General features: G+C 65.2%; 19 protein-coding genes. 13 read left to right on the top strand and 6 right to left on the bottom strand.

What is annotated here, in order from left to right:
• Positions 1-47: 47 nt before the first annotated feature.
• The 4 genes from ACFXP9_RS09335 to ACFXP9_RS09320 all read right to left on the bottom strand — a co-directional run bounded on the left by ACFXP9_RS09335 (position 48) and on the right by ACFXP9_RS09320 (position 3842).
• Positions 48-1175 carry an S-(hydroxymethyl)glutathione dehydrogenase/class III alcohol dehydrogenase gene (locus tag ACFXP9_RS09335; protein ID WP_397208557.1) on the bottom strand — a complete coding sequence of 376 codons (1128 nt, stop codon included), beginning with the start codon at positions 1173-1175 and terminating at the stop codon, positions 48-50.
• A gap of 134 nt (positions 1176-1309) precedes the next feature.
• A complete protein-coding gene (locus ACFXP9_RS09330; RefSeq protein ID WP_397208558.1) occupies positions 1310-2089 on the bottom strand; it encodes a MetQ/NlpA family ABC transporter substrate-binding protein in 780 nt (259 codons plus the stop codon).
• Between the two features lie 21 nt (positions 2090-2110).
• On the bottom strand, positions 2111-2785 hold the full coding sequence (locus tag ACFXP9_RS09325) for a methionine ABC transporter permease (protein ID WP_397208559.1): 675 nt from the start codon (positions 2783-2785) through the stop codon (positions 2111-2113).
• Positions 2775-3842: a methionine ABC transporter ATP-binding protein gene (locus ACFXP9_RS09320; protein ID WP_397208560.1), complete on the bottom strand. Its 1068-nt coding sequence runs from the start codon at positions 3840-3842 to the stop codon at positions 2775-2777. Before ACFXP9_RS09320 ends, ACFXP9_RS09325 begins: the two co-directional genes overlap by 11 nt.
• A 210-nt stretch (positions 3843-4052) precedes the next feature.
• Here ACFXP9_RS09320 and uraH point away from each other — a divergent pair, with 210 nt between their 5' ends.
• Together uraH and ACFXP9_RS09310 are read left to right on the top strand one after the other, a co-directional pair.
• A complete protein-coding gene (gene uraH / locus ACFXP9_RS09315) occupies positions 4053-4406 on the top strand; it encodes a hydroxyisourate hydrolase (protein ID WP_397208561.1) in 354 nt (117 codons plus the stop codon).
• A 9-nt stretch (positions 4407-4415) separates the two neighbouring features.
• Positions 4416-5660: a urate hydroxylase PuuD gene (locus ACFXP9_RS09310; RefSeq protein ID WP_397208562.1), complete on the top strand. Its 1245-nt coding sequence runs from the start codon at positions 4416-4418 to the stop codon at positions 5658-5660.
• Positions 5661-5666: 6 nt separating this feature from the next.
• On the opposite strand, the gene ACFXP9_RS09305 is transcribed toward ACFXP9_RS09310, so the two are convergent.
• Positions 5667-6590, bottom strand: coding sequence for a LysR family transcriptional regulator (locus ACFXP9_RS09305; protein WP_397208563.1), 924 nt, complete (start codon positions 6588-6590; stop codon positions 5667-5669).
• Positions 6591-6701: 111 nt separating this feature from the next.
• Here ACFXP9_RS09305 and xdhA point away from each other — a divergent pair, with 111 nt between their 5' ends.
• The 4 genes from xdhA to guaD are packed head-to-tail and all read left to right on the top strand — an operon-like array spanning position 6702 to position 12535.
• Complete coding sequence (gene xdhA, locus ACFXP9_RS09300) at positions 6702-8144, top strand: xanthine dehydrogenase small subunit (protein ID WP_397208564.1); 1443 nt, start codon at positions 6702-6704, stop codon at positions 8142-8144.
• A 1-nt stretch (position 8145) separates the two neighbouring features.
• Complete coding sequence (gene xdhB / locus ACFXP9_RS09295) at positions 8146-10452, top strand: xanthine dehydrogenase molybdopterin binding subunit (RefSeq protein ID WP_397208565.1); 2307 nt, start codon at positions 8146-8148, stop codon at positions 10450-10452.
• A complete protein-coding gene (xdhC, locus tag ACFXP9_RS09290) occupies positions 10449-11267 on the top strand; it encodes a xanthine dehydrogenase accessory protein XdhC (protein ID WP_397208566.1) in 819 nt (272 codons plus the stop codon). The genes xdhB and xdhC overlap by 4 nt, the downstream gene beginning before the upstream one ends.
• Positions 11255-12535, top strand: coding sequence for a guanine deaminase (gene guaD / locus ACFXP9_RS09285; RefSeq protein WP_397208567.1), 1281 nt, complete (start codon positions 11255-11257; stop codon positions 12533-12535). Before xdhC ends, guaD begins: the two co-directional genes overlap by 13 nt.
• 27 nt (positions 12536-12562) lie before the next feature.
• On the opposite strand, the gene ACFXP9_RS09280 is transcribed toward guaD, so the two are convergent.
• Complete coding sequence (locus ACFXP9_RS09280) at positions 12563-13864, bottom strand: NCS2 family permease (RefSeq protein WP_397208568.1); 1302 nt, start codon at positions 13862-13864, stop codon at positions 12563-12565.
• A gap of 212 nt (positions 13865-14076) precedes the next feature.
• Between ACFXP9_RS09280 and puuE the strand changes: the two genes are divergently transcribed.
• From puuE to ACFXP9_RS09245, 7 genes are all read left to right on the top strand, one after another.
• The gene (gene puuE / locus ACFXP9_RS09275; protein WP_397208569.1) at positions 14077-15483 is read left to right on the top strand and encodes an allantoinase PuuE; all 1407 of its coding nucleotides are present in this window, start codon (positions 14077-14079) and stop codon (positions 15481-15483) included.
• Complete coding sequence (locus ACFXP9_RS09270; RefSeq protein WP_397210172.1) at positions 15480-16313, top strand: bifunctional allantoicase/(S)-ureidoglycine aminohydrolase; 834 nt, start codon at positions 15480-15482, stop codon at positions 16311-16313. Before puuE ends, ACFXP9_RS09270 begins: the two co-directional genes overlap by 4 nt.
• Before the next feature lie 527 nt (positions 16314-16840).
• Positions 16841-18316, top strand: a complete 1476-nt coding sequence (locus ACFXP9_RS09265; RefSeq protein ID WP_397208571.1) for a nucleobase:cation symporter-2 family protein — start codon at positions 16841-16843, stop codon at positions 18314-18316.
• Positions 18317-18468: 152 nt separating this feature from the next.
• Positions 18469-18831, top strand: coding sequence for a hypothetical protein (locus tag ACFXP9_RS09260; protein WP_397208572.1), 363 nt, complete (start codon positions 18469-18471; stop codon positions 18829-18831).
• Between the two features lie 75 nt (positions 18832-18906).
• The gene (locus tag ACFXP9_RS09255; RefSeq protein ID WP_397208573.1) at positions 18907-19410 is read left to right on the top strand and encodes a TRAP transporter small permease; all 504 of its coding nucleotides are present in this window, start codon (positions 18907-18909) and stop codon (positions 19408-19410) included.
• Entirely contained in the window at positions 19407-20720 is a 1314-nt protein-coding gene (locus ACFXP9_RS09250) for a TRAP transporter large permease (RefSeq protein ID WP_397208574.1), read from the top strand. Before ACFXP9_RS09255 ends, ACFXP9_RS09250 begins: the two co-directional genes overlap by 4 nt.
• A gap of 141 nt (positions 20721-20861) precedes the next feature.
• Positions 20862-21842, top strand: a complete 981-nt coding sequence (locus ACFXP9_RS09245) for a Bug family tripartite tricarboxylate transporter substrate binding protein (RefSeq protein WP_397208575.1) — start codon at positions 20862-20864, stop codon at positions 21840-21842.
• Positions 21843-21867 lie beyond the last annotated feature (25 nt).

Raw genomic sequence — 21867 nt, 5'->3', positions numbered from 1 at the left:
GGGCGCGCGCGGCCCCGCCGGTTGTTTACCTAAGCAGCGGTTAAGGATCAGTAAAGAACGACCGAGCGGATGGATTCGCCCTTATGCATCAGGTCAAAGCCCGTGTTGATGTCGTCCAGCGACAGGGTGTGGGTGATCATCGGGTCGATCTGGATCTTGCCATCCATATACCAGTCCACGATTTTCGGCACATCGGTGCGCCCGCGCGCGCCACCGAAAGCGGTGCCTTTCCAGACCCGGCCGGTCACCAGCTGGAACGGGCGGGTGCTGATTTCCGCCCCGGCGGGCGCCACGCCGATGATGATCGACTGACCCCAGCCGCGATGGGTGCATTCCAGCGCCTGCCGCATCACCCTGACATTGCCGGTGGCGTCAAAGCTGTAATCCGCGCCGCCGATCTGGTCGAACGGGGTTTTGGTCAGGTTGATGATCTCGGCCACCACATCGTCGCAATCGGCGGGGTTGATGTAATGGGTCATGCCGAACCGTTCGGCCATCTCCTTTTTGGCGGGGTTCAGGTCCACGCCGATGATCATATCGGCACCGGCCAGCCGCAGCCCCTGAATGACGTTCAGGCCGATCCCGCCAAGCCCAAAGACCACGGCCTTGGCGCCGATCTCGACCTTGGCGGTATAGATCACCGCGCCGATGCCCGTGGTCACGCCGCAGCCGATATAGCAGATCTTGTCGAACGGCGCGTCGGGCCGCACCCTGGCCAGCGCGATTTCCGGCAGGACCGTGTGATTGGCAAAGGTCGAACAGCCCATGTAATGATGGATCGGCGTGCCATCCAGCATTGAAAACCGGGTGGTGCCGTCCGGCATCAGGCCCTGCCCCTGCGTCGCGCGGATCGCGGTGCACAGGTTGGTTTTGCCCGACAGGCAGGATGCGCATTGCCGGCATTCAGGGGTATACAGCGGAATCACATGGTCGCCCGGCCTGACGCTGGTGACGCCTGCGCCGACCTCGACCACCACGCCCGCGCCTTCATGGCCCAGAATGGCGGGAAAAATCCCCTCGGGGTCGGCCCCTGACAGGGTGAATTCATCAGTGTGGCAAATGCCGGTGGCCTTGATCTCGACCAGAACCTCGCCGGCTTTGGGGCCTTCAAGGTTGACCTCCATGACCTCAAGCGGCTTTCCGGCCTCAAGGGCGACGGCTGCGCGGGTTCTCATGCTGACCTCCTGCGAAAGATGGGCGGCGCGGGGCCGGCCTGTCGCGGGCAAGGATAGACCCCCGGCGCGGGCCTGTCCAACCACGAAAAAGGGCGCAGGATAAACCCGCGCCCCTGACGAATATCAGCGTCTGATTACCACGCGGTGATCACGGCACCTTCGTATTTGTCGTTGATAAAGGACTTGATCGCGTCCGAGTGATAGACCTCGACCAGATCCTTGACCCAGGGCTGATCCTGATCGCCATTGCGCACCGCGATCACATTGGCATAAGGGCTGTCGGCCTTTTCCATCGCGATCGAGTCATTGCGCGGGCTGATCCCCGCCGCCAGCGCGAAATTGGTGTTGATAATGGCCGCATCCGCATCCGACAGCGCGCGCGGCAGCTGCGCCGCGTCCAGTTCATCGAAGCTGAGGTTTTTGGGGTTTTCGGTAATGTCCAGCGGGCTGGGGATCAGCCCCTTGTCAGCATCGACCTTGATCACACCCAGATCCTGCAACAACAGCAGCGCCCGCCCGCCATTGGTCGGATCATTCGGGATCGCAACCTTGCCGCCCTCGGGCAGTTCGCTGATATCTTTCAGCTTTTCGGAATAGACCCCCATCGGCGTGGTGATGGTCTTGGCCACCGTCACCAGGTCAAAGCCGCGGTCCTTGATCTGGTTATCCAGATAGGGCTGATGCTGAAAGCTGTTGGCTTGCAGATCGCCATCGGCCAGCGCCTGATTGGGGATGACATAGTCGGAAAACTCGATCACCTCGATATTCAGGCCCTTGGGTTCGGCCAGTTTGGCGACCTCTTCCATGATCTCGGCATGTTCGCCGGGGGTCACGCCGACCTTGATATCCTCGGCCACAGCCATGCCGGCCATCGCGGTCAGCAGGGCGGTGGTCAGTGTCAGTTTGCGGAACATGGCTTGTCCTTTCCTTGCGGGTTAATGGCCCCGGTTTTTCGGGGCGCGCTTGTCGAACCGGGCGGCGATCCATTCGCCAGCCGATTGCACCAGTTGCACCATGACGATCAGGATGACCACAACGGCCAGCATGACCTCGGGCATAAAGCGTTGATAACCATAACGGATTCCAAGGTCGCCCAAGCCCTTGCCGCCGACCGCACCGACCATCGCGGAATAGCCGATCAGGCTGACCACGGCCAGCGTCAGCCCCAGCGCGATGCCGGGGCGGGCCTCGGGCAACAGCACTTTGCGGATGATCTGCCACGGCGTTGCCCCCATGGCGCGGGCGGCCTCGATCAGGCCGCTGTCGACCTCGCGGATCGAGGTTTCGACCAGACGCGCGATGAAGGGCGCCGCGGCAATGGTCAGCGGCACAATTGCCGCCGTGGTCCCGATCGAGGTGCCCGCGATCAGCCGCGTCAGCGGAATGATCGCCACCACCAGAATGATGAACGGCACCGACCGCGTCGCATTCACCACCAGACCCAGAACGCTGTTGACCGCCGGGGCGGATAACAGCTCGCCGCGCCGGGACGTGGCCAGAAACACCCCCAGCGGCCCGCCGATCAGCGTCCCCAGCAGCGTGGAAACAGCCACCATATACAGCGTTTGCAGCGTCGAGACATACAGCAGGTTGATCAGATTAGCCGACATAGCCCAGCACCTTTGTCATCAGCCCATGGCGTTCCAGATAGGCGCAGGCCTGATCGGCCCGACCCAGTTCCAGCGACACCAGCAGGTTGCCGAAGGGGTTGTCACCGATTTCCTCGATCGCGCCGGCCAGAATATTGACGTCGATCCCCAGTTCCGAGGTCAGCCGCGCCAGCATCGGGTCGGTGGCATGGGTTCCGGTAAAGGTCACCTGCACCACCGCCTGCCCCGCACCCTGCGGGTCAGGCCGCATCCGCCCGGCGATAAAGCGCGGCAGGGTCACGCCGGTGACGCCCGACAGGAAGGATTGCGTGACAGCGTGCCGGGGCCGGGCAAAGACCTGATAGGTTTCGCCCGATTCCACGATTTGCCCGCCCTCGATCACCGCGACATGGGTGCAGATCTCGCGCACGACGGCCATTTCGTGGGTGATCAGCAGGATGGTCAGCCCCAGTTCACGGTTAATATCGCGCAGCAGCGCCAGCACCGACCGGGTGGTTTCCGGGTCCAGCGCGCTGGTCGCCTCGTCCGACAACAGCAGTTGCGGGCTGGTCGCCAAGGCGCGGGCAATGCCGACGCGCTGTTTCTGCCCGCCCGACAGTTGCGACGGGTATTGCCCGGCCTGCCCCGACAGGCCCACCAGTTCCAGCAGGCGGTCGACCCTTGGCCCGATATCCGCCCGCGACTGGCCGGCGATTTCCAGCGGCAGCGCGATATTATCGCGCGCGGTGCGGCTGGACAGCAGGTTGAAATGCTGGAAAATCATGCCGATATCGCGCCGGATCTGGCGCAGTTCGGCGCCGCGGGCGGCACCGACGTCGCGCCCGCCGACAATGACCTGCCCGGTGCTTGGCCGTTCCAGCCCGTTCGCCATCCGCAGCAGCGTCGATTTCCCCGCCCCTGACCGGCCAATAATGCCGGTAATTGTGCCCGCCGGCACATCAAGCGATACGTCGCGCAGCGCCGTCACCGCGCCCCCGCCCTTGCGTGGCCAGCTTTTGCCGATATCGCGAAATGTGATCGCAGCCCCCTGTTGCGGGGGCGGTGTCTGGGTGGTCATATGCGTTTCCGGTCCTTGTTGGCGCTGACATACTGGCTGCCCCGCACAAGGTAAACCGTCAGCATGGCTTACCGATCCTGCATATTCTGCATGATGTTCATGCATTCCCGGCAAGATGGTATTTTCATCCGCCCGTTGAAACTGGTTCTGGCGTGACATGCTGTCGCGCGCGGCGCGATCCGTTATCATCCCCCCACAAAGGAGAGTGAGATGACCGGATATCTGACCACCCATGTTCTGGACACCGCCCGCGGCCAGCCCGCGCAGGGGCTGCGGATTGACCTGTTCCGTCTGGACGGCGACCAGCGGCAGGCGATTGCGCAGGCCGTCACCAATGCCGATGGCCGCACCGATGGCCCGATCCTGCCGCAGGACAGTTTTGCCACCGGCGAATATGAGCTGGTGTTCCATGTCGGTGACTGGCTGACGCAGACCGGGCAAGCCGGGGAAAGCCCGCGCTTTCTGAATGTGGTGCCGATCCGTTTTGGCATGGCGCAGGATGACCATTATCATGTGCCTTTGCTGATCTCTCCCTACGGTTATTCGACCTATCGCGGCAGTTAAGGGGGGATGATGCTGGACAGTGCAATCTTGTGGGAATGGCTGGCCTTTGCGGTGCGCTGGACCCATGTGGTGACGGCGATCGCGTGGATCGGGTCGTCATTCTATTTCATCGCGCTGGATCTGGGGCTGCAAAAGGCCCCGCATCTGCCCAAAGGCGCCTATGGCGAGGAATGGCAGGTCCATGGCGGCGGGTTCTATCACATCAACAAATACCTCGTCGCGCCCCAGCAGATGCCGGAACATCTGACATGGTTCAAATGGGAAAGCTATTCCACCTGGCTGTCAGGGGCGGCGCTGCTGGCCGTGACCTATTGGGCCGGGGCAGAGCTGTTCCTGATCGACCCCGCCAGAATGGATGTGCAGACATGGCAGGCCATCGCCATTTCCGCCGGGTCGCTGGCGATTGGCTGGCTGGTCTATGACACGCTGTGCAAAAGCCGCCTTGGCCACAACCCCACGGCGCTGATGCTGTTGCTGTTCGTGGCACTGGTGGCGATGGGCTGGGGTTACACGCAGGTGTTCACCGGGCGCGCGGCGCTGCTGCATCTGGGGGCGTTTACCGCCACCATCATGACGGCCAATGTGTTTCTGGTCATCATGCCCAATCAACGCATCGTTGTCGCGGACCTCAAGGCAGGGCGGGCGCCGGACCCGGAATATGGCCGCATCGCCAAGCTGCGCAGCACGCATAACAACTATCTGACGCTGCCAGTGGTGTTTCTGATGCTGTCGAACCACTATCCGCTGGCTTTCGCCAGCCGCTATAACTGGCTGATCGCGGCGCTGGTCTTCCTGATGGGGGTCAGCATCCGGCACTTCTTTAACACCAAACATGCCCGCAAGGCCTGGCCGTGGTGGACATGGGGCGTCACCGCCGCGCTGTTTGCCGCCATTGTCGCGCTGTCCTCGGTCCCGCCGGTCGAGGTCAGCGAAGATGACGACATCGCCCTGACCCGCAGCGAACAGCGTTTTGCCGGCGCTGCGGGGTTCGAAGACGTGGAAATGATCGTGCTGTCGCGCTGTTCGATGTGCCATGCCGCCGAACCGGGCTGGGATGGCATCACCCACGCCCCGAAAGGCATCGCGCTGGAAACCCCGGCCCAGATCGCCCGCGCCGCGCGCGAAATTTATCTGAATGCCGGCATCACCAATGCCATGCCGCCAGCCAATATCTCCGGCATCGAACCGGGGGAACGCCAGCAGATCGCGGATTGGTATCGCGCCGCGACCGGCCATCAGATCGCGGGGCTGTAGGATGTTTCACGTGGAACAATCGCGGAACGGCTGACCCGCCATTGCCGCCGCACTGCGCGCCGCGACGAAATCCACGAACAGCCGCAGCTTGGGGTCCTGAAGCCGCCGGTGCAGGGTCAGCACCCCGAATTCCGCCCCAACCGGCGGCGCATCCGGCAGCACCTCGACCAGCCGACCGTCGGCCAGCGCCTGCGCCACCTCGTAATGCGGGCGATTGGCGATCCCGGCCCCGGCCAGTGCCCATTCGGTCAGCACATCGCCGTCATCGGCATCGAACCGCCCCGACAGCATCAGCTTTTCCGGTCCTTCGGCCGTCTGCAAAACCCAGAAATATTCCGGGCTGCGCGGGTATCGCAACAACAGGCAGTTATGCGCCGCAAGGTCCTGCGGCCGCACCGGCACCCCCTTCGCCGCCAGATAGGACGGTGCCGCCACCAGAACCCGGCGACAATCGGCAATCTTGCGCCATTTCAGCGCCGAATCCGTCAGTTCGCCCAAGAAAAACGCAAGGTCGATGCCGTCCTCGACAATATCGACCTTGCGATCCGACAGCCGCAACCGCACCTCGACCCCCGGATAATCGGCACAGAACTGCGGCACCAGCGGCGCAATCAGCCGCCGCCCCAGACCCAGCGGCGCCGTGACCCGCAAGGTGCCCTGCGGCATTCCTGAAAAGCCCGACACCACTGCCTCGGCCTCGTCCAGCGTTTCCAGAACGCGGCGGGCATGGTCGTAAAATGCACGGCCAATCTCGGTCGGGACCAGCTTGCGCGTGGTGCGGTTCAGCAACCGCACGCCGAATCGCGTCTCCAGCTCTTTGATCCGGTTCGAGGCCACCGCAGGCGACATCCGCAGATCCCGCCCCCCCGATGTGATCGAGCCCAGCTCGACCGTGCGCACGAAGACCCGCAAACTTTCCAGATAGGGCAATCATCCCCCCTTTTTTCAAAAGATCATGTAAAGTCTTCTAGACCAATCCCCGTTTCGCAATCGCATTTTGCCCCTTACCCTGTCCAGATCCCAGCAACGCGCGAGGTTGGCATGTCGGACCTTCATTTCCTGCTTAACGACCACCCGGTCAGCCTGTCCGCCGCCGGCCCCTCCGATACGCTGCTGGACTGGCTGCGCCTGAACCGTCGCCTGACCGGCACCAAGGAAGGCTGCGCCGAGGGCGATTGCGGCGCCTGCACGGTGCTGGTTGGCCAGTTGCGCGATGGCAGCCTGCATTACCAGCCCGTCAACGCCTGTATCCGGCTGTTGCCCAGCCTGCATGGCTGCCACGTCGTCACCATCGAGCATCTGCGCGGCCCCGAAGGCGGGCTGCACCCGGTGCAACAGGCGATGGTCGACCACCACGCCAGCCAATGCGGCTTTTGCACGCCCGGCATCGTGATGTCGCTTTATGCGCTGTGGATGCAAAACCCCGACCCGGATGTGACCGATATCGAAACCGCCCTGCAAGGCAACCTGTGCCGCTGCACCGGCTATGAACCCATTATCCGCGCCGCGCTGACGGCCAGCAAGGCGGGCGGGCAGGCGATGGACGCGCTGGCAGCGGAACGTGACCACGTCACCGCCCAACTGTCCGCCATCAAACCCGGCGCCCAGACCAGCCGCGACGACCAGCGCGCGATCGTGCCTGCCAATACCGATGCCTTCGCCAGGGCCCTGCTGGATAACCCCGATGCGACCATCATTGCCGGCGCGACGGATGTCGGGCTGTGGGTCACCAAGCATTTGCGCCCGATCAGCCCGGCAATCTTTATCGGCCACCTGATGCAGGATATCCGCGTCACCGAAACCGACCTGCATATCGGCGCGGGCGTCACCTATTCACAGGCCGAACCGCTGATCGCGCGGCATTTCCCGCAAATCCTGCCCTATTGGCGGCGTATCGGCGGCTGGCAGGTGCGCAATGCCGGCACGATCGGCGGCAATGTCGCCAATGGCTCGCCCATCGGGGAAACGCCGCCGCTGCTGATCGCGCTTGGGGCCACGCTGACGCTGCGGCAGGGGCAGGACCGGCGCAGCCTGCCGGTGCAGGATTATTTCATCGACTACGGCAAACAGGACCGGGCGCCGGACGAATTCGTCGAATCCCTCACCATCCCCCTGCCCGCGCCGGATGCACGCATCGCGGCCTACAAGGTCAGCAAACGCCGCGATTCCGACATTACCGCCGTGGCCATGTCGGTCTGGCTGCGGGTGCAGGACGGCCAGATCACGGATGCCCGCATCGCCTGCGGCGGCATGGCCGCAACGCCCAAACGCGCCACACTGGCCGAACAGGCCCTGATCGGCCAGCCCTTCGGCCCTGCCGGTTTCGAGGCCGCCGCACAGGCCATTCAGGCCGATTTCCAGCCCCTGTCCGACTGGCGGGCCAGCGCCGGATACCGCCGCCTTGTCGCCGCGAACCTGCTGCGCCGCTTCTGGCTGGACCAATGCGACACCCCGCAAACCCTGACCCGCAGGATCGAGGCATAAGATGACCGGTCACACCCCCCGCGACGGCATGGTTCACAGCAACACCCGCCACGATTCCGCCCATCTGCACGTCACCGGACGCGCCGATTACACCGATGACATCACCGAACAGGCAGGCACCCTGCATGGCTGCTTCGGCCTATCGCAATGCGCCCATGGCACCATCACCCGGCTGGACCTGGACGCGGTGCGCCGCGCCCCCGGCGTGGTCGATGTGCTGACCGCCGACGACCTGCCGGGGGTCAACGACATCTCGGCCGGCGGGCAACAGGATGAACCGATCCTTGCCGACGGAACCGTCCATTTCTGGGGCCAGCCGATCTTTGCCGTCATCGCGGAAACCCGCGATCAGGCCCGGCGCGCGGCGGTGCTGGCGGTGGTCGACTATGCCCCCCTGCCCCATGCGCTGACGCCTGATGCGGCACGGGCGGCGGGCTATCCCTATGTGTCGCCGCCGATGACGCTGGGCCGGGGCGATGCCGCCGCCGCACTGGCCAGCGCGCCGCACCGCATCCGGGGCCGGATGGAAATCGGCGGGCAGGATCACTTTTATCTGGAAGGCCAGATCGCCATGGCCATCCCCGAGGATGACGACGGGCTGACCATCCTGACCTCGGCCCAGCACCCGACCGAGGTTCAGCACATCGTCGCCCATGCCCTGGGGCTGCCGTCAAACGCCATCACCGTGCAGGTACGCCGCATGGGGGGCGGTTTTGGCGGCAAGGAAACCCAGATGAACCTGTTCTGCACCGTCGCGGCCATCGCCGCACGCCGGATGGGCCGCGCGGTCAAGATCCGCCCGGACCGCGACGACGACATGACCGCCACCGGTAAACGCCACGATTTCGTGGTCGATTACGATATCGGCTTTGACGATCAGGGCCGCATTCACGCCGTCAGCGGCGACTGGTCCGCCCGCTGTGGCTGGTGCGCCGACCTGTCCGGGCCGGTCACCGACCGGGCGCTGTTTCATGCCGACAATGCCTATTACTATCCGGCGGTCGAACTGCGCAGTCACCCGTTTAAAACCAACACCGTCAGCAACACCGCCTTTCGCGGCTTTGGCGGCCCGCAAGGCGTGATCGCCGCTGAACGCATGGTCGAGGAAATCGCCTATGCCCTTGGCCGCGACACGCTGGCGATCCGCAAGGCCAACCTCTATGAAAACGGCCAGCTGACCCCCTATCACCAGACTGTTGAAGACCAGATCCTGCCGCGCCTCTTTGCCGAGTTGGAGGAAACCAGCAATTATCACGCCCGCAGACAGGCGGTTCTGGACCACAACGCCAAAGGCGGCATCATCCGGCGCGGGATCGCGCTGACGCCGGTCAAATTCGGCATCAGCTTTACCGCCACCCATTTCAATCAGGCTGGCGCGCTGGTGCATATCTATGCCGATGGCTCGATCATGCTGAACCATGGCGGAACCGAGATGGGTCAGGGCCTGCACACCAAGCTGGCCCAGATCGTCGCGGATGCTTTCCAGACCGACCTGTCGCGCATCCGCATCACCGCGACCCGCACCGACAAGGTGCCCAACACATCAGCCACCGCGGCCTCCAGCGGGACCGACCTGAACGGGATGGCGGCGCTGAATGCCTGCGACCAGATCAAGGCGCGGCTGATCGCCTTCGCGGCACAAACCTATGCCGTGCCCGCCGATCAGGTCCGCTTTACCCCCGGCTTTATCGTCGCGGGCGATACGCAGGTGCCGTTCAACGACCTGATCCGCGCCGCCTACATGGCGCGGGTGCATCTGTCGGCGGCGGGTTTTTACAAAACACCCAAGATCCACTGGAACCGGGCAACGGGTCAGGGGCGGCCATTCTTTTACTTTGCCTATGGCGCGGCGGTGTCCGAGGTCTCGGTCGATACGCTGACCGGCGAATATGTGATCGAACGCACCGATATTCTGCATGATGTCGGGCGCAGCCTGAACCCCGCGCTGGACAAGGGCCAGGTCGAGGGCGCCTTTGTGCAGGGCACCGGCTGGCTGACGACCGAGGAATTGTGGTGGGATGACAAGGGCCGGCTGCGCACCCATGCGCCATCGACCTATAAGATCCCGCTGGCCTCGGACCGGCCCAAGGTCTTTCACACCCGGCTGGCGGACTGGTCCGTCAACAGGGAAGCCACGATCAAACGGTCCAAAGCCGTGGGCGAGCCGCCCTTCATGCTTGGCATCTCGGTGTTCGAGGCGATCGGCATGGCCGTGGCCTCGGTCGCGGATTACCGCGAATGCCCGCGCCTTGACGCCCCGGCGACGCCGGAACGCGTGCTGATGGCCATTGAAAGGCTGCGCGCATGATCCGCATCCGCATCAGCGCGGCGCAGGGGTCGACCCCGCGCGATACCGGGGCCGAAATGGTGGTGACGCCTGACCGGCTGATCGGCACCATCGGCGGCGGGCAGGCGGAATATATGGCCGTGGACCGCGCCCGGCAGATGCTGGCCAAAGGGCAGGATCAGGCGGTGATGGACATCCCGCTTGGCCCCGAAATCGGCCAGTGTTGTGGTGGCCGTCTGGTGCTGGACCTGACCCGCATCGACGCCCTGCCCGCCGCCGCCCCGCGCCCGCAGGTGCTGGTGCTTGGGGCGGGCCATGTCGGGCGGGCGCTGGCCCATGCGCTGTCTCTGTTGCCGCTGGACGTGGTGCTGATCGACCAGCGCGCGGCAGAACTGGCGCAGGCCCACCCATCGGTCGCCACCCGCCTGACCCCCCTGCCCGAGGCCCAGATCCGCGCCGCCCCACCCGCCAGTGCCTTTGTCGTGCTGACCCATGACCACGCGCTGGACTTCCTGCTGGTGGCCGAGGCCCTGCGCCGGGGCGATGCCGCCTATGTCGGGCTGATCGGCAGCGACACGAAACGCCGCCGCTTTGACCGTTTCGCCCGTGAACAAGGGCTGGACCCGGCGCCTCTGACCTGCCCCATCGGTGCCGGTTTCGCCGCTGACAAGCGCCCGGAATATATCGCCGCCTTTACCGCCGCAGAAATTGCCGCCGTGCTGTCGCAAGCCCTGTCGCCTGCGGCGGGCGCGGCCATGGGGGCCTTGCCCCCGGCGTCCCGACGGACGCCCCCCCCAGGGTATTTGGACAACGAAGAAACATCATGCCCCACCTGATCCGAGGCCGCATCCTGTCATTCCACGCCGATCCCGCGCAGGTCGCGGACAGCTTTACCTATCTTGAGGATGGGGCGCTGATCACCGAAGGCGGGCGCATCACCGCGATGGGCGATTATGCCGATCTGCGCCGCGACGGGCTGGCCGAGACGGACCACCGGCCGCATCTGATCCTGCCCGGATTCATCGACCCGCATCTGCATTTCCCGCAGGTTCAGGTAATTGCCAGTTGGGGCGCGCAGCTGCTGGACTGGCTGAACACCTATACTTTCCCCGAAGAGGCACGCTTTGCCGATGCCAGCCATGCCGAACGGATGGCCGGGGCGTTTCTGGATCTGTTGCTGGCCCATGGCACCACCAGCGCCGTGGCTTTTTGTTCCAGCCACAAGACCAGTGCCGGGGCGCTGTTTGCCGCAGCCCGGACCCGCGACATGGCAATGATTGCGGGCAAGGTGATGATGGACCGCAATGCCCCCGATGCGGTTCTGGACACGCCACAGCAGGGTTATGACGACAGCAAGGCGCTGATTGCGCGCTGGCATGGGCGCGGGCGCGGGCGCTATGCGATCACGCCGCGTTTTGCGATTACCTCGACCCCGGAACAGCTGGCGGCGGCGGGGGCTTTGGCCGCCGAGCATCCCGATTGTCACATCCAGACCCATCTGTCGGAAAACCGGGACGAGATCGCTTATACGCTTCAGCTGTATCCGCAGGCCCGCGATTATCTGGATATTTATGAAAGCCACGGGTTGCTGGGGCCGCGCCTGTTACTGGGGCACGCCATCCATCTGGAACCGCGCGAAGTGGCGCGCATGGCCGAAACCGGCAGCCGCGCGGTGTTCTGTCCGACCTCGAACCTGTTTCTGGGGTCGGGGCTGTTCGATGCTGACGGGCTGCGCGCGGCGGGGGTTGTCAGTGGCGTGGCGACCGATATTGGCGGCGGGTCCAGCTATTCCATGCTGCAAACCCTGAACGAGGCTTACAAGGTGCTGCAACTGCGCGGGCAAAAGCTGCACCCGCTGGCGGCGTTTCACTGGGCCACGCGGGGCAATGCCCTGGCGCTTGGCATGGCCGACCGGATCGGCACGCTGGCTGCGGGGTCGGATGCCGATCTGGTGGTGCTGGACAGCCGCGCCACCCCGGCGATGGCGCTGCGGATGGAACGGGCCGAAACCCTGGCCGAGGAATTGTTCGTGCTGCAAATCATGGGCGATGACCGGTCTGTCGCGCAGACCTATGTCGCCGGCCGGCCGATGCTGGCGCGGTAAGGGGCGGCGCGCACCGCCCCTGCCCGGTCATTCCGCGAAGAAGGCAAAGCGGATGATGAAAAGCCCCGCGACGATCCATGTCGCCAGATGAACATCGCGCACCCGCCCGGTCAGCAGCTTGACCAGCGCATAGCTGATAAAGCCAAAGGCCAGACCGTTCGCGATGGAATAGGTGAACGGCATCAGCAGCGCGGTCAGGCCCGCGGGCACGGCCTCGGTCATGTCGTCCCATTCGACATCGACCAGTTCGCGCATCATCAGCAGCGCCACGAACAGCAGCGCCGGCGCCGTGGCATAGGCCGGCACCGACCCGGCCAGCGGGGCAAAGAACATCGCCGCCAGAAACAGCACCGCGACGGTCAGCGCCGTCAGCCCGGTGCGCCCGCCTGCCTGCACGCCGGACGCGCTTTCGACATAGGCCGTGGTCGAGGACGTTCCCAGAACCGACCCCGCCAGAATGGCCGTCGAATCCGCCATCAGCGCCCGGCTGAGGCCTTTGTTGGTATGGGCAGGCCCCTCGACCAGCAGGCCCGCGCGCTTGGCCACGCCGATCAGGGTGCCGGTGGCGTCAAAGATCTCGACCAGCACCATCACCAGAATGACGTGGAAAATCCCGACATGCAGCGCGCCCATGATGTCCAGCTGGCCAAAGGTCGGCAGGATCGAGGGCGGCATCGACATCACCCCGCCAAAGCCGTTGACCCCCAGCAGGATCGACACCACCGTCACCGCCAGAATGCCGGTCAGGATCGCGCCGCGCACCTTCAGCACATCCAGCATCACGATCAGGAAGAACCCGCCTGCCGCCAACAGCGGCCCCGGCTGGGTCAGATCCCCCAGCGAGATAAAGGTGGCCGGGTTCGCCACCACGATGCCCGCGCTTTTCAGCGCGATCAGGCCAAGGAACATGCCGATCCCCGCCGCGATCGCGCTGCGCATCGAATGCGGAATACCGGCGATCAGCCAGCGCCGGATGCCGGTGACCGACAAGAACAGAAAGATCAGGCCGGAAATAAAGACGGCACCCAGCGCCTGTTGCCAGCTGAACCCCATCGCCCCGACCACGGTAAAGGCGAAAAACGCGTTCAGCCCCATGCCCGGCGCCATGCCGATGGGCCAGTTCGCCCACATGCCCATGACGGCCGACCCCAGCGCCGCCGCCAGACAGGTCGCGACGAATACCGCGTCCCGGTCCATCCCGGTGCCCGACAGGATGTCGGGGTTCACGAAAATGATGTAAGCCATGGTCAGGAAGGTGGTGATCCCGGCGATCACCTCGGTCCTGACCGTGGTTCCCTTGGCCGTCAGGCCGAAAATCTTGTCCAGCATTATGTCCCTCGTCACTGTTATATCGTGACAGCTTAGGCGTTATTATCTGCGCGCGACTATCGCGCCGGCAGGCAGGCTGTTTCAAGTGCGCATTGAAAGCGTGACCTGCGATTACCAACCCCCCGTTGACAGTGCATTCGCACATTCCCCCCTTGCCTTGGGCGCGCGGGGCGGCATCCTTGGGCCGGTGATCAGGCAAAGGACAGGCAGCCATGCGCTATAGCCGCGATATGCGAGGATATGGACCCACCACCCCGGACCCGCGCTGGCCGGGGGGCGCAAGGATCGCCGTGCAGATCGTCGTCAATTACGAGGAAGGCGGCGAAAACAGCATCGAACATGGCGATGCCGCATCCGAGGCCTTCCTGTCCGAGATCATCGGCGCCGCCCCATGGCCCGGCCAGCGGCACTGGAATATGGAAACCATCTATGACTATGGCGCGCGCGCCGGGTTCTGGCGGCTGCACCGCATTCTGCGCGATGTGCCGGTGACGGTCTATGGCGTGGCCACCGCGCTGGCACGCAGCCCCGAACAGGTCGCGGCGATGCAGGACAGCGGCTGGGAAATCGCCACCCATGGCCTGAAATGGATCGACTATAAAGACGTCCCGCCAGAGGTCGAGGCCGACCATATCGCCCAGGCCGTCCGCCTGCACAGCCAGGTCACCGGGGAACGTCCACACGGGTTTTATCAGGGCCGCGCATCCATGAACACGGTGGCGCTGGGATGTGCGGAAGGCGGCTTTACCTATCTGGCTGACACCTATGCCGACGACCTGCCGTTCTGGATCGAACATCAGGGCAAGCCGCAGCTGATGGTGCCTTACACGCTGGATGCCAATGACATGCGTTTTGCCAATGGTCAGGGCTTTGGCACCGGGGATGAATTCTTCTGCTATCTGCGCGACAGTTTCGACATGCTCTATGCCGAGGGTCAGGCCGGCGCGCCCAGGATGATGTCCATCGGCCTGCATTGCCGCCTTGCCGGGCGTCCGGGGCGGGCGCTGGCCATTCAGCGGTTTCTGGACCACGCCCGCGCCCATGACGGCGTGTGGTTTGCCACAAGGCTGGATATTGCCCGGCACTGGATGGCCGAACACCCGTTCCAGCCCGCCCAGCGCCCGTCGCGGATGGATCGCGACGCCTTTATCGCGCGGTTTGGCGGCATTTACGAACATTCGCCCTTTATCGCGGAACGGGTCTGGGATGGCGAAATGGGCGCCGCCCATGACAGCGCGGCGGGTCTGTCGGGGGCGATGGCGCGGGTGTTCCGGGCGGCCTCGGACGCGGAAAGGCTGGGGGTGCTGAACGCCCATCCTGACCTTGCGGGTAAGCTGGCGCAGGCCAGACGGCTGACCGCGGAATCGACCGCGGAACAGGCCAGCGCCGGTCTGGACGCGCTGACCGACGCCGAACGCGCGACATTCCAGCGGCTGAACGCCGATTACGTCGCCAAACACGGCTTTCCCTTTATCATCGCCGTGCGCGACCACGACAAACAGGGCATCATGGCCGCGATGGAACGCCGGCTGGCCAATGACACCCGGACCGAGCGCGCCGAGGCCGAGCGTCAGGTGACCCGCATTGCCCAACTTCGCCTGCAAGAGGTTCTGCCATGACCCAGCCCACCGCCTATGCCGGACCGATCGCGGGCCTGCCGCCGCAAACCGGCCTTACCACCGACACCGCGATTTTTACCGACGCCTATGCCGTGCTGCCCGCCAGCACGATGCGCGACATCGTGACCAGCTTTCTGCCGCATTGGCGCGGGATGCGGATGTGGGTGATTGCCCGCCCGCTGACCGGCTTTGCCGAAACCTTCAGCCAATATATCGTCGAGCTGGACCCAAACGGCGGCAGCCCCCGCCCCGAGGATGACCCCACCATCCAATCCGCGATCTTTGTCACCGATGGCGCGCTGCGGCTGATCATCGACGGCCAGCCGCATGACCTGACCGCCGGTGGCTTTGCCTATCTTCCCGCAGGCACGCCATGGCAGGTGGAAAATGGCGACCAGACCAGCCGCTTCCACTGGTGGCGCAAGATCTGGCAACCGGTTGCGGGGCTGGACAAGCCGGACGTGATCGTCACCAGCGATCAGGCCATCGCCCCGGTGCCGATGCCCGACACCGACGGCGCCTGGGCCACCACGCGCTTTATGGACCCCGCCGATCTGCGCCACGACATGCATATCACCATCGTGACCTTCCAGCCCGGCGGGTCCATCCCGTTTGCGGAAACGCATGTGATGGAACACGGCTTGTTCGTGATCGAGGGCAAGGCCGTCTATCGCCTGAACCGTGACTGGGTCGAGGTCGGGCCGGGCGATTTCATGTGGCTGCGCGCCTTTTGCCCGCAGGCCTGCTATGCCGGGGGGCCGGGGCGGTTCCGCTATCTGCTGTATAAGGACGTAAACCGCCACGCGCCGCTGTGGTTTGGCAAACCCTGATCCCCGTTTTCCCCAAAGGCCCCGCCCCGGTGGGGCCTTTTGGCAGCAGCCCCGGTGGCACAGCGGCCCGGACGACCGGGGCCGACAGGGTACGGTTGGGCAACGGGTGGCCGAAAAGGGGCTGGACCTGCGCGCCCTGTGGTGGTTATTGACGGTAATTGTCGCTGCGTCACCCGCGACAGGGTTTTCCTGCCCCGCTTGAAGCCGTTTCGCCGCTGGCTTGAAAACCCCCGGCCTTCGCGCGACAAAAAACACTCTATCATTCTGATTTTGAACAATATTCAGAACGATCCGGCGCTTTGATCGACGGCATCCGGCCCCGCCTTCCGCGACCTGTTGTCACAGTCAAAGATTGCGCAATTCCCCGACAGCCCCGACAGTCCCGCAACAGAGGGTTGGAGGAACAGGTCAGTCCCCCGGACCACCGTCAAATGCGCCTGCCAGCAAAGGGGCGCGATGCGGGGCCGGGCAAGGGCCATGTCGCCCCGATCCCGCACGATAAAACAAAAAAGGGGGGGGGGACAGACATGCCCGCATTATCGGCCACCGACCCGGTGGAACAGCGCCTTCCGGCGCCCAAACTGCTGACGCTGGGGTTCCAGCATGTTCTGGTCATGTATGCCGGCGCCATTGCCGTGCCGCTGATCGTGGGCCGCGCCCTGCAACTGGCCCCGCACGAGGTCGCGTTCCTGATCTCGGCCGATCTGTTCGTCTGCGGACTGGCCTCGATCATTCAAAGCCTTGGTGCCACGCAATATTTCGGCATCCGCCTGCCGGTGATGATGGGCGTGACCTTTGCCGCTGTCGGGCCGATGGTGTCGATCGCCAAGGCCTATCCGGGGCAGGACGGGGCACGGATGCTGTTCGGCGCCATTATCGCCGCCGGGCTGATCGCCATCCTGCTGGCGCCGCTGGTCAGCCGCCTGCTGCGGTTCTTTCCCAGCGTTGTGACCGGGACGGTCATTCTGGTCATCGGCGTCAGCCTGATGCCCATCGGCATCAACTGGATCTTTGGCCTTCAGGTCGGGCCAACCGCGCCCCAGATCATCGACCCCGCGCATAAGGCATGGCTGGATCAGGCCGTCGCCGCGGGCGGCGTCCCCGAGGGCCTGCGGCTGGCCGCATCGGTGCCCAACCCGCTTTATGCCGCACCGGGCAACATCCTGATCGGGGTGCTGGTGCTGGCGGTGATCTTGCTGATCTCGCGCTTTGCGCGGGGGTTCTGGGCCAATATCGCGGTTTTGCTGGGCATTCTGGCCGGCGGCGCGCTGGCGGCGATGCTGGGGATGATGCATTTCGACAAGGTCGGCGACGCGGCGTGGTTTGCGCCTATCAAGCCGTTCCATTTCGGAACCCCGGTCTTTGACCCGGTGATGATCCTGACCATGGTGCTGGTGATGTTCGTGGTGATGATCGAATCCACCGGCATGTTCCTGGCGCTTGGCGATATCTGCGGGCGGAAAATCACCCCGAAATCGCTGTCGGCGGGGCTGCGGGCCGATGGTCTGGGGACGGCGCTTGGCGGGTTGTTCAACACCTTCCCCTATACCTCATTTTCCCAGAATGTCGGGCTGGTCAGCGTGACCGGCGTGCGGTCGCGCTTTGTCTGCGTGGCGGGGGGCGCGATCATGATCGTGCTGGGGCTGATCCCGAAAATGGGCGCGCTGGTGGAATCGCTGCCGACCACGGTTCTGGGGGGCGCGGGGCTGGTGATGTTCGGCATGGTCGCCGCAACCGGGGTGCGCATCCTGTCCACGGTCGACTTCAAGACCAACCGCCATAACCAGTTCATTGTCGCCATTTCGCTTGGCATGGGGATGATCCCGATGGTGGCGCCCGATTTCAACCAGTGGATGCCGCATTCGCTGCATTCGCTGATCCATTCGGGCATCCTGCTGGCCGCGCTGTCGGCGCTGGGGCTGAACTGGTTCTTCAACGGCGCCCCCCACGCGACCGAGGATGACATCCGCGCCGCCGGACACGCCAACGACGGCGCACATTGACCAACGCACAGCGCACGGGCCGGGACCACCCCCGGCCCGTGCCGCGCCCCTGTCGCGCCGCCCGGACGCCCGGACGATTAGCCGCGTTGCCGCGTTGCCCCGCCTGTCGCGATGTGACAGTCTGACCGCCAGACAGCCAAGGGGAAACCGCCATGCTGCACTGGGTTCTGATCGTTCTGACCGCCGCGTCACCGGGCCAGCCGCATCTGGCCGTCACCCCGGCACAGGATGCCGCCGATTGCGCCGACAAGGCCGACCTGATCCGTCAGGTGCTGACCGCCGGGGGCTATCACATCGTCGCGCTGGACTGTGGCCAGACCGCGGTGCGGATGACGCCCTATCGCCATGGCCATGACCCCGATCAGGTCATCCACCCCTATCGCGTGACCCTGCCCGGCAAGGACCGCCCGCAGGATCTGGTGATCACCCCGCTGAATGGCCAGCCCTGCCAGCCCGCGCCCGATGCGGTTCCGGCGGTGTATTGCGCGCTGTCGCAGCAGCAGGTGATAAAATAGGCTTGCAATCCCGGCCCGCGCCGGACCATCTGTGCGCCAGATCCGCCACAGACCGACGACCAGATGACACGCCAGATGACCGAACACCCCTACGCCGTGCCGCTGCCGCGCTGGCTGATGCACTGCTGTCGGGCGATGGCGCTGGCGGGCGGTGGCGTCCTGCTGGCGGTGATGGCGATGGTCTGTTTCAGCGTTGCCCGCCGCGCCCTGACCGGCGCCCCCGTCACCGGCGATTTCGAGCTGGTCGAGGCCGGCACCGCCATCGCCGTTTTCTGCTTTTTGCCATGGTGTCAGGCCACGGCGGGCAATGTGCTGGTCGATTTCGTCACCGCCCGGTTACCTGATCGCGCCACGCATCTGCTGGATGCGGCGGGCGATGCGCTGTGGCTGGGGGCCAGCGCGCTGATCGGCTGGCGGCTGTGGCTGGGGGCGGGCGATTTTCTGGCCTATTCGGAACAAAGCATGGTGCTGCGGCTGCCGCTGTGGTGGGGTTTTACCGTCATCCTGCCGGCGATGGCGCTGCTCTGCCTGACCTGCCTGTTCACGATGACAGCCCATCTGCGCAAGGCCGCAGCATGAGCGGGCCATCCGCCGCCCTGACTGGCTTTGCGGTGCTGCTGGGGCTGATGGCCCTGCGGGTGCCCATTGCCGTGGCGATGCTGGTCACCGGGCTTGGCGGTTACGCCGCGCTCAGCGGTTGGCTGCCGCTGCTGGCATGGCTGAAAACCGCGCCCTATTACCAGTTTTCCAGCTATGCGCTGTCGGTGATCCCACTATTTGTGCTGATGGGCGAATTTGCCAGCCGGGCGGGCCTCAGCCGGGCGCTGTTCGATGCGGCGGCGGCCTTTCTGGGGCACCGGCGCGGGGGGCTGGCCATGGCGGCGATCGGCGGCTGCGCGGGGTTCGGGGCGATCTGCGGATCGTCGCTGGCGACCGCAGCCACGATGACCCGCACCGCCCTGCCGGAACTGCGCCGCCACGGCTATTCCGGGGGGCTGTCGACCGGGGCGCTGGCGGCGGGCGGGACGCTGGGAATCCTGATCCCGCCTTCGGTGGTGCTGGTGCTGTATGCGCTGATGACGCAACAGAATATCGGCAAGATGTTCGTGGCCGCCATCGTGCCGGGCCTGCTGGCGGCGCTGGGATATATGGCCGTGGTCGCGGTGGTGGTGCGGCTTGACCCCGCCGCCGGGCCCGCCGGGGCGCGGGCCACATGGCCGCAACGCTGGCGGGCGATCCGCGCAACATGGCCGATTGCGGCGCTGTTCACGCTGGTCATCGCCGGGATCTGGCGCGGCTGGTTCACCCCGACCGAAGGTGCCGCCGTTGGCGCCATGGGGGCCGGGCTGCTGGCGGTGCTGCGCGGCGGGCTGGGGCTGGCGGGGCTGGCCGGTTGCCTGACCGCGACGGCGCGGACCACGGCGATGATCTTTGTCATCCTGCTGGGGGCGGAAACCTTTAACGCCTTTCTGGCGCTGACCCGCGCCCCGGTCATGGCCGCCGATGCGATCACCGCCGCCGGCCTGCCGCCGCTGCTGGTGCTGCTGGCCATTCTGGCGCTGTATCTGGCGCTTGGTTGTGTGATGGACAGCCTGTCGATGCTGCTGCTGACGGTGCCGATCTTTTACCCCATCATCGCCGGGCTGGATTTCGGCCTGCCCCCGGACGAGGTGCTGATCTGGTTCGGCATTCTGGCGGTGATCGTGGTCGAGGCCGGGCTGATCACCCCCCCTGTCGGAATGAATGTGTTCGTCATCAATGGCATTGCCCGCGACATTCCGATGGCCGACAGCTTTCGCGGGGTGCTGCCATTTCTGGTCAGCGACCTGATCCGCATTGCCGCGCTGATCGCCTTTCCGGCGCTGACGCTGGGGCTGTTACGGCTGTAACAGGCCGGGAATATGGCATGAAAATTGCACAAAATCCGCTTTTTGCCGGGTTTTCGGGCCATGCGCATTGACGCGGGGCGGGTGGCGCACAACAGTCGGTGCGCGCCATCACCGGGCGCCGCCTGTCAGGAGGATCAGCACATGACATTCACCATCACCCGCCGCGCCACCCTTGCCGCCGGTTGCGCGCTTGCCCTGTCGGCCCTGCCGGCGCTGGCCGCAGACTGGCCCAATGCGCCGGTGCATATCGTCGTGGGCTTTCCCGCCGGGTCGTCGCCCGACACGCTGGCGCGGCTGGTGGCCGAGCCGCTGGCCAAGGCGCTGGGTCAGCCGGTGGTCGTGGACAACAAGGCCGGGGCCGGGGGCGTTATCGGCGTCGGGCAGGTCGCGGCGGCAAGCGACGGGCATACCTTTGGCGTGACCATCAACGGCCCGCTGACCACCGCACAGCGGCTGGTGCCGGGCCTGTCCTATGACCCCGCCACCGATCTGGCGCCGGTGACCCTGCTGGCCACCAGCCCGATGGTTCTGGTCCTGAACAATCAGGCCGAACCGACCGATCTGTCGGGTTTCGTCGACTGGGCACGCGCCCATCCCGGCGAGGTCAGCTATGGCTCGGTCGGGCAGGGTTCGGGCGCGCATCTGACGATGGAGCTGTTCGCCCAGGCCGAGGGGCTGGACCTGCTGCACATCCCGTTCCAAAGCTATGCCGAGGTCACCAACGCCATGATCGGGCAAGAGGTCAACGCCGCTTTCATGGCGCCCTCGGGCGCGCTGGCGCAATACAAGGCGGGCAAGCTGAAGGTGCTGGGGATCACCTCGGGCCAACCCTCGGATCTGGCACCGGATGTGCCGGTGATGGCGGGTCAGGCCGGGCTGCCCGGTGATTTCCGCGCCGAGCTGTGGAACGCCGTCATCGCCCCCGCCGGCACCGACAGCGCCGTGATCGAACGTCTGAACACCGAGATCAACACCATCCTGCAAGACCCCGATCTGCGCCAGAAGATGCTGGAGATCGGCTGGCAGGCGCAGGGCGGATCGGCGCAGGATCTGCAAGACCGCATAACCGCCGATACCGCGCTGTGGGGTGCGGTGATCGACAAGACCGGTCTGGCCAAATAAGGCACAGGCCGGGGCCAGAACCAGA

This window comes from Paracoccus jiaweipingae, assembly GCF_044335505.1.
Classification (GTDB): domain Bacteria; phylum Pseudomonadota; class Alphaproteobacteria; order Rhodobacterales; family Rhodobacteraceae; genus Paracoccus.
The sequence above is the reverse complement of the archived record's forward strand: the minus strand, read 5'-3'. Positions and strand labels throughout refer to the sequence as shown.

Excerpts from the sequence above, each read along its gene's own strand:
- ACFXP9_RS09335 (WP_397208557.1), bottom strand. The coding sequence starts at position 1,175 with ATGAGAACCCGCGCAGCCGTCGCCCTTGAGGCCGGAAAGCCGCTTGAG.
- ACFXP9_RS09330 (WP_397208558.1), bottom strand. The coding sequence starts at position 2,089 with ATGTTCCGCAAACTGACACTGACCACCGCCCTGCTGACCGCGATGGCC.
- ACFXP9_RS09325 (WP_397208559.1), bottom strand. The coding sequence starts at position 2,785 with ATGTCGGCTAATCTGATCAACCTGCTGTATGTCTCGACGCTGCAAACG.
- ACFXP9_RS09320 (WP_397208560.1), bottom strand. The coding sequence starts at position 3,842 with ATGACCACCCAGACACCGCCCCCGCAACAGGGGGCTGCGATCACATTT.
- uraH (WP_397208561.1), top strand. The coding sequence starts at position 4,053 with ATGACCGGATATCTGACCACCCATGTTCTGGACACCGCCCGCGGCCAG.
- ACFXP9_RS09310 (WP_397208562.1), top strand. The coding sequence starts at position 4,416 with ATGCTGGACAGTGCAATCTTGTGGGAATGGCTGGCCTTTGCGGTGCGC.
- xdhA (WP_397208564.1), top strand. The coding sequence starts at position 6,702 with ATGTCGGACCTTCATTTCCTGCTTAACGACCACCCGGTCAGCCTGTCC.
- xdhB (WP_397208565.1), top strand. The coding sequence starts at position 8,146 with ATGACCGGTCACACCCCCCGCGACGGCATGGTTCACAGCAACACCCGC.
- xdhC (WP_397208566.1), top strand. The coding sequence starts at position 10,449 with ATGATCCGCATCCGCATCAGCGCGGCGCAGGGGTCGACCCCGCGCGAT.
- guaD (WP_397208567.1), top strand. The coding sequence starts at position 11,255 with ATGCCCCACCTGATCCGAGGCCGCATCCTGTCATTCCACGCCGATCCC.
- ACFXP9_RS09280 (WP_397208568.1), bottom strand. The coding sequence starts at position 13,864 with ATGCTGGACAAGATTTTCGGCCTGACGGCCAAGGGAACCACGGTCAGG.
- puuE (WP_397208569.1), top strand. The coding sequence starts at position 14,077 with ATGCGCTATAGCCGCGATATGCGAGGATATGGACCCACCACCCCGGAC.
- ACFXP9_RS09270 (WP_397210172.1), top strand. The coding sequence starts at position 15,480 with ATGACCCAGCCCACCGCCTATGCCGGACCGATCGCGGGCCTGCCGCCG.
- ACFXP9_RS09265 (WP_397208571.1), top strand. The coding sequence starts at position 16,841 with ATGCCCGCATTATCGGCCACCGACCCGGTGGAACAGCGCCTTCCGGCG.
- ACFXP9_RS09260 (WP_397208572.1), top strand. The coding sequence starts at position 18,469 with ATGCTGCACTGGGTTCTGATCGTTCTGACCGCCGCGTCACCGGGCCAG.
- ACFXP9_RS09255 (WP_397208573.1), top strand. The coding sequence starts at position 18,907 with ATGACCGAACACCCCTACGCCGTGCCGCTGCCGCGCTGGCTGATGCAC.
- ACFXP9_RS09250 (WP_397208574.1), top strand. The coding sequence starts at position 19,407 with ATGAGCGGGCCATCCGCCGCCCTGACTGGCTTTGCGGTGCTGCTGGGG.
- ACFXP9_RS09245 (WP_397208575.1), top strand. The coding sequence starts at position 20,862 with ATGACATTCACCATCACCCGCCGCGCCACCCTTGCCGCCGGTTGCGCG.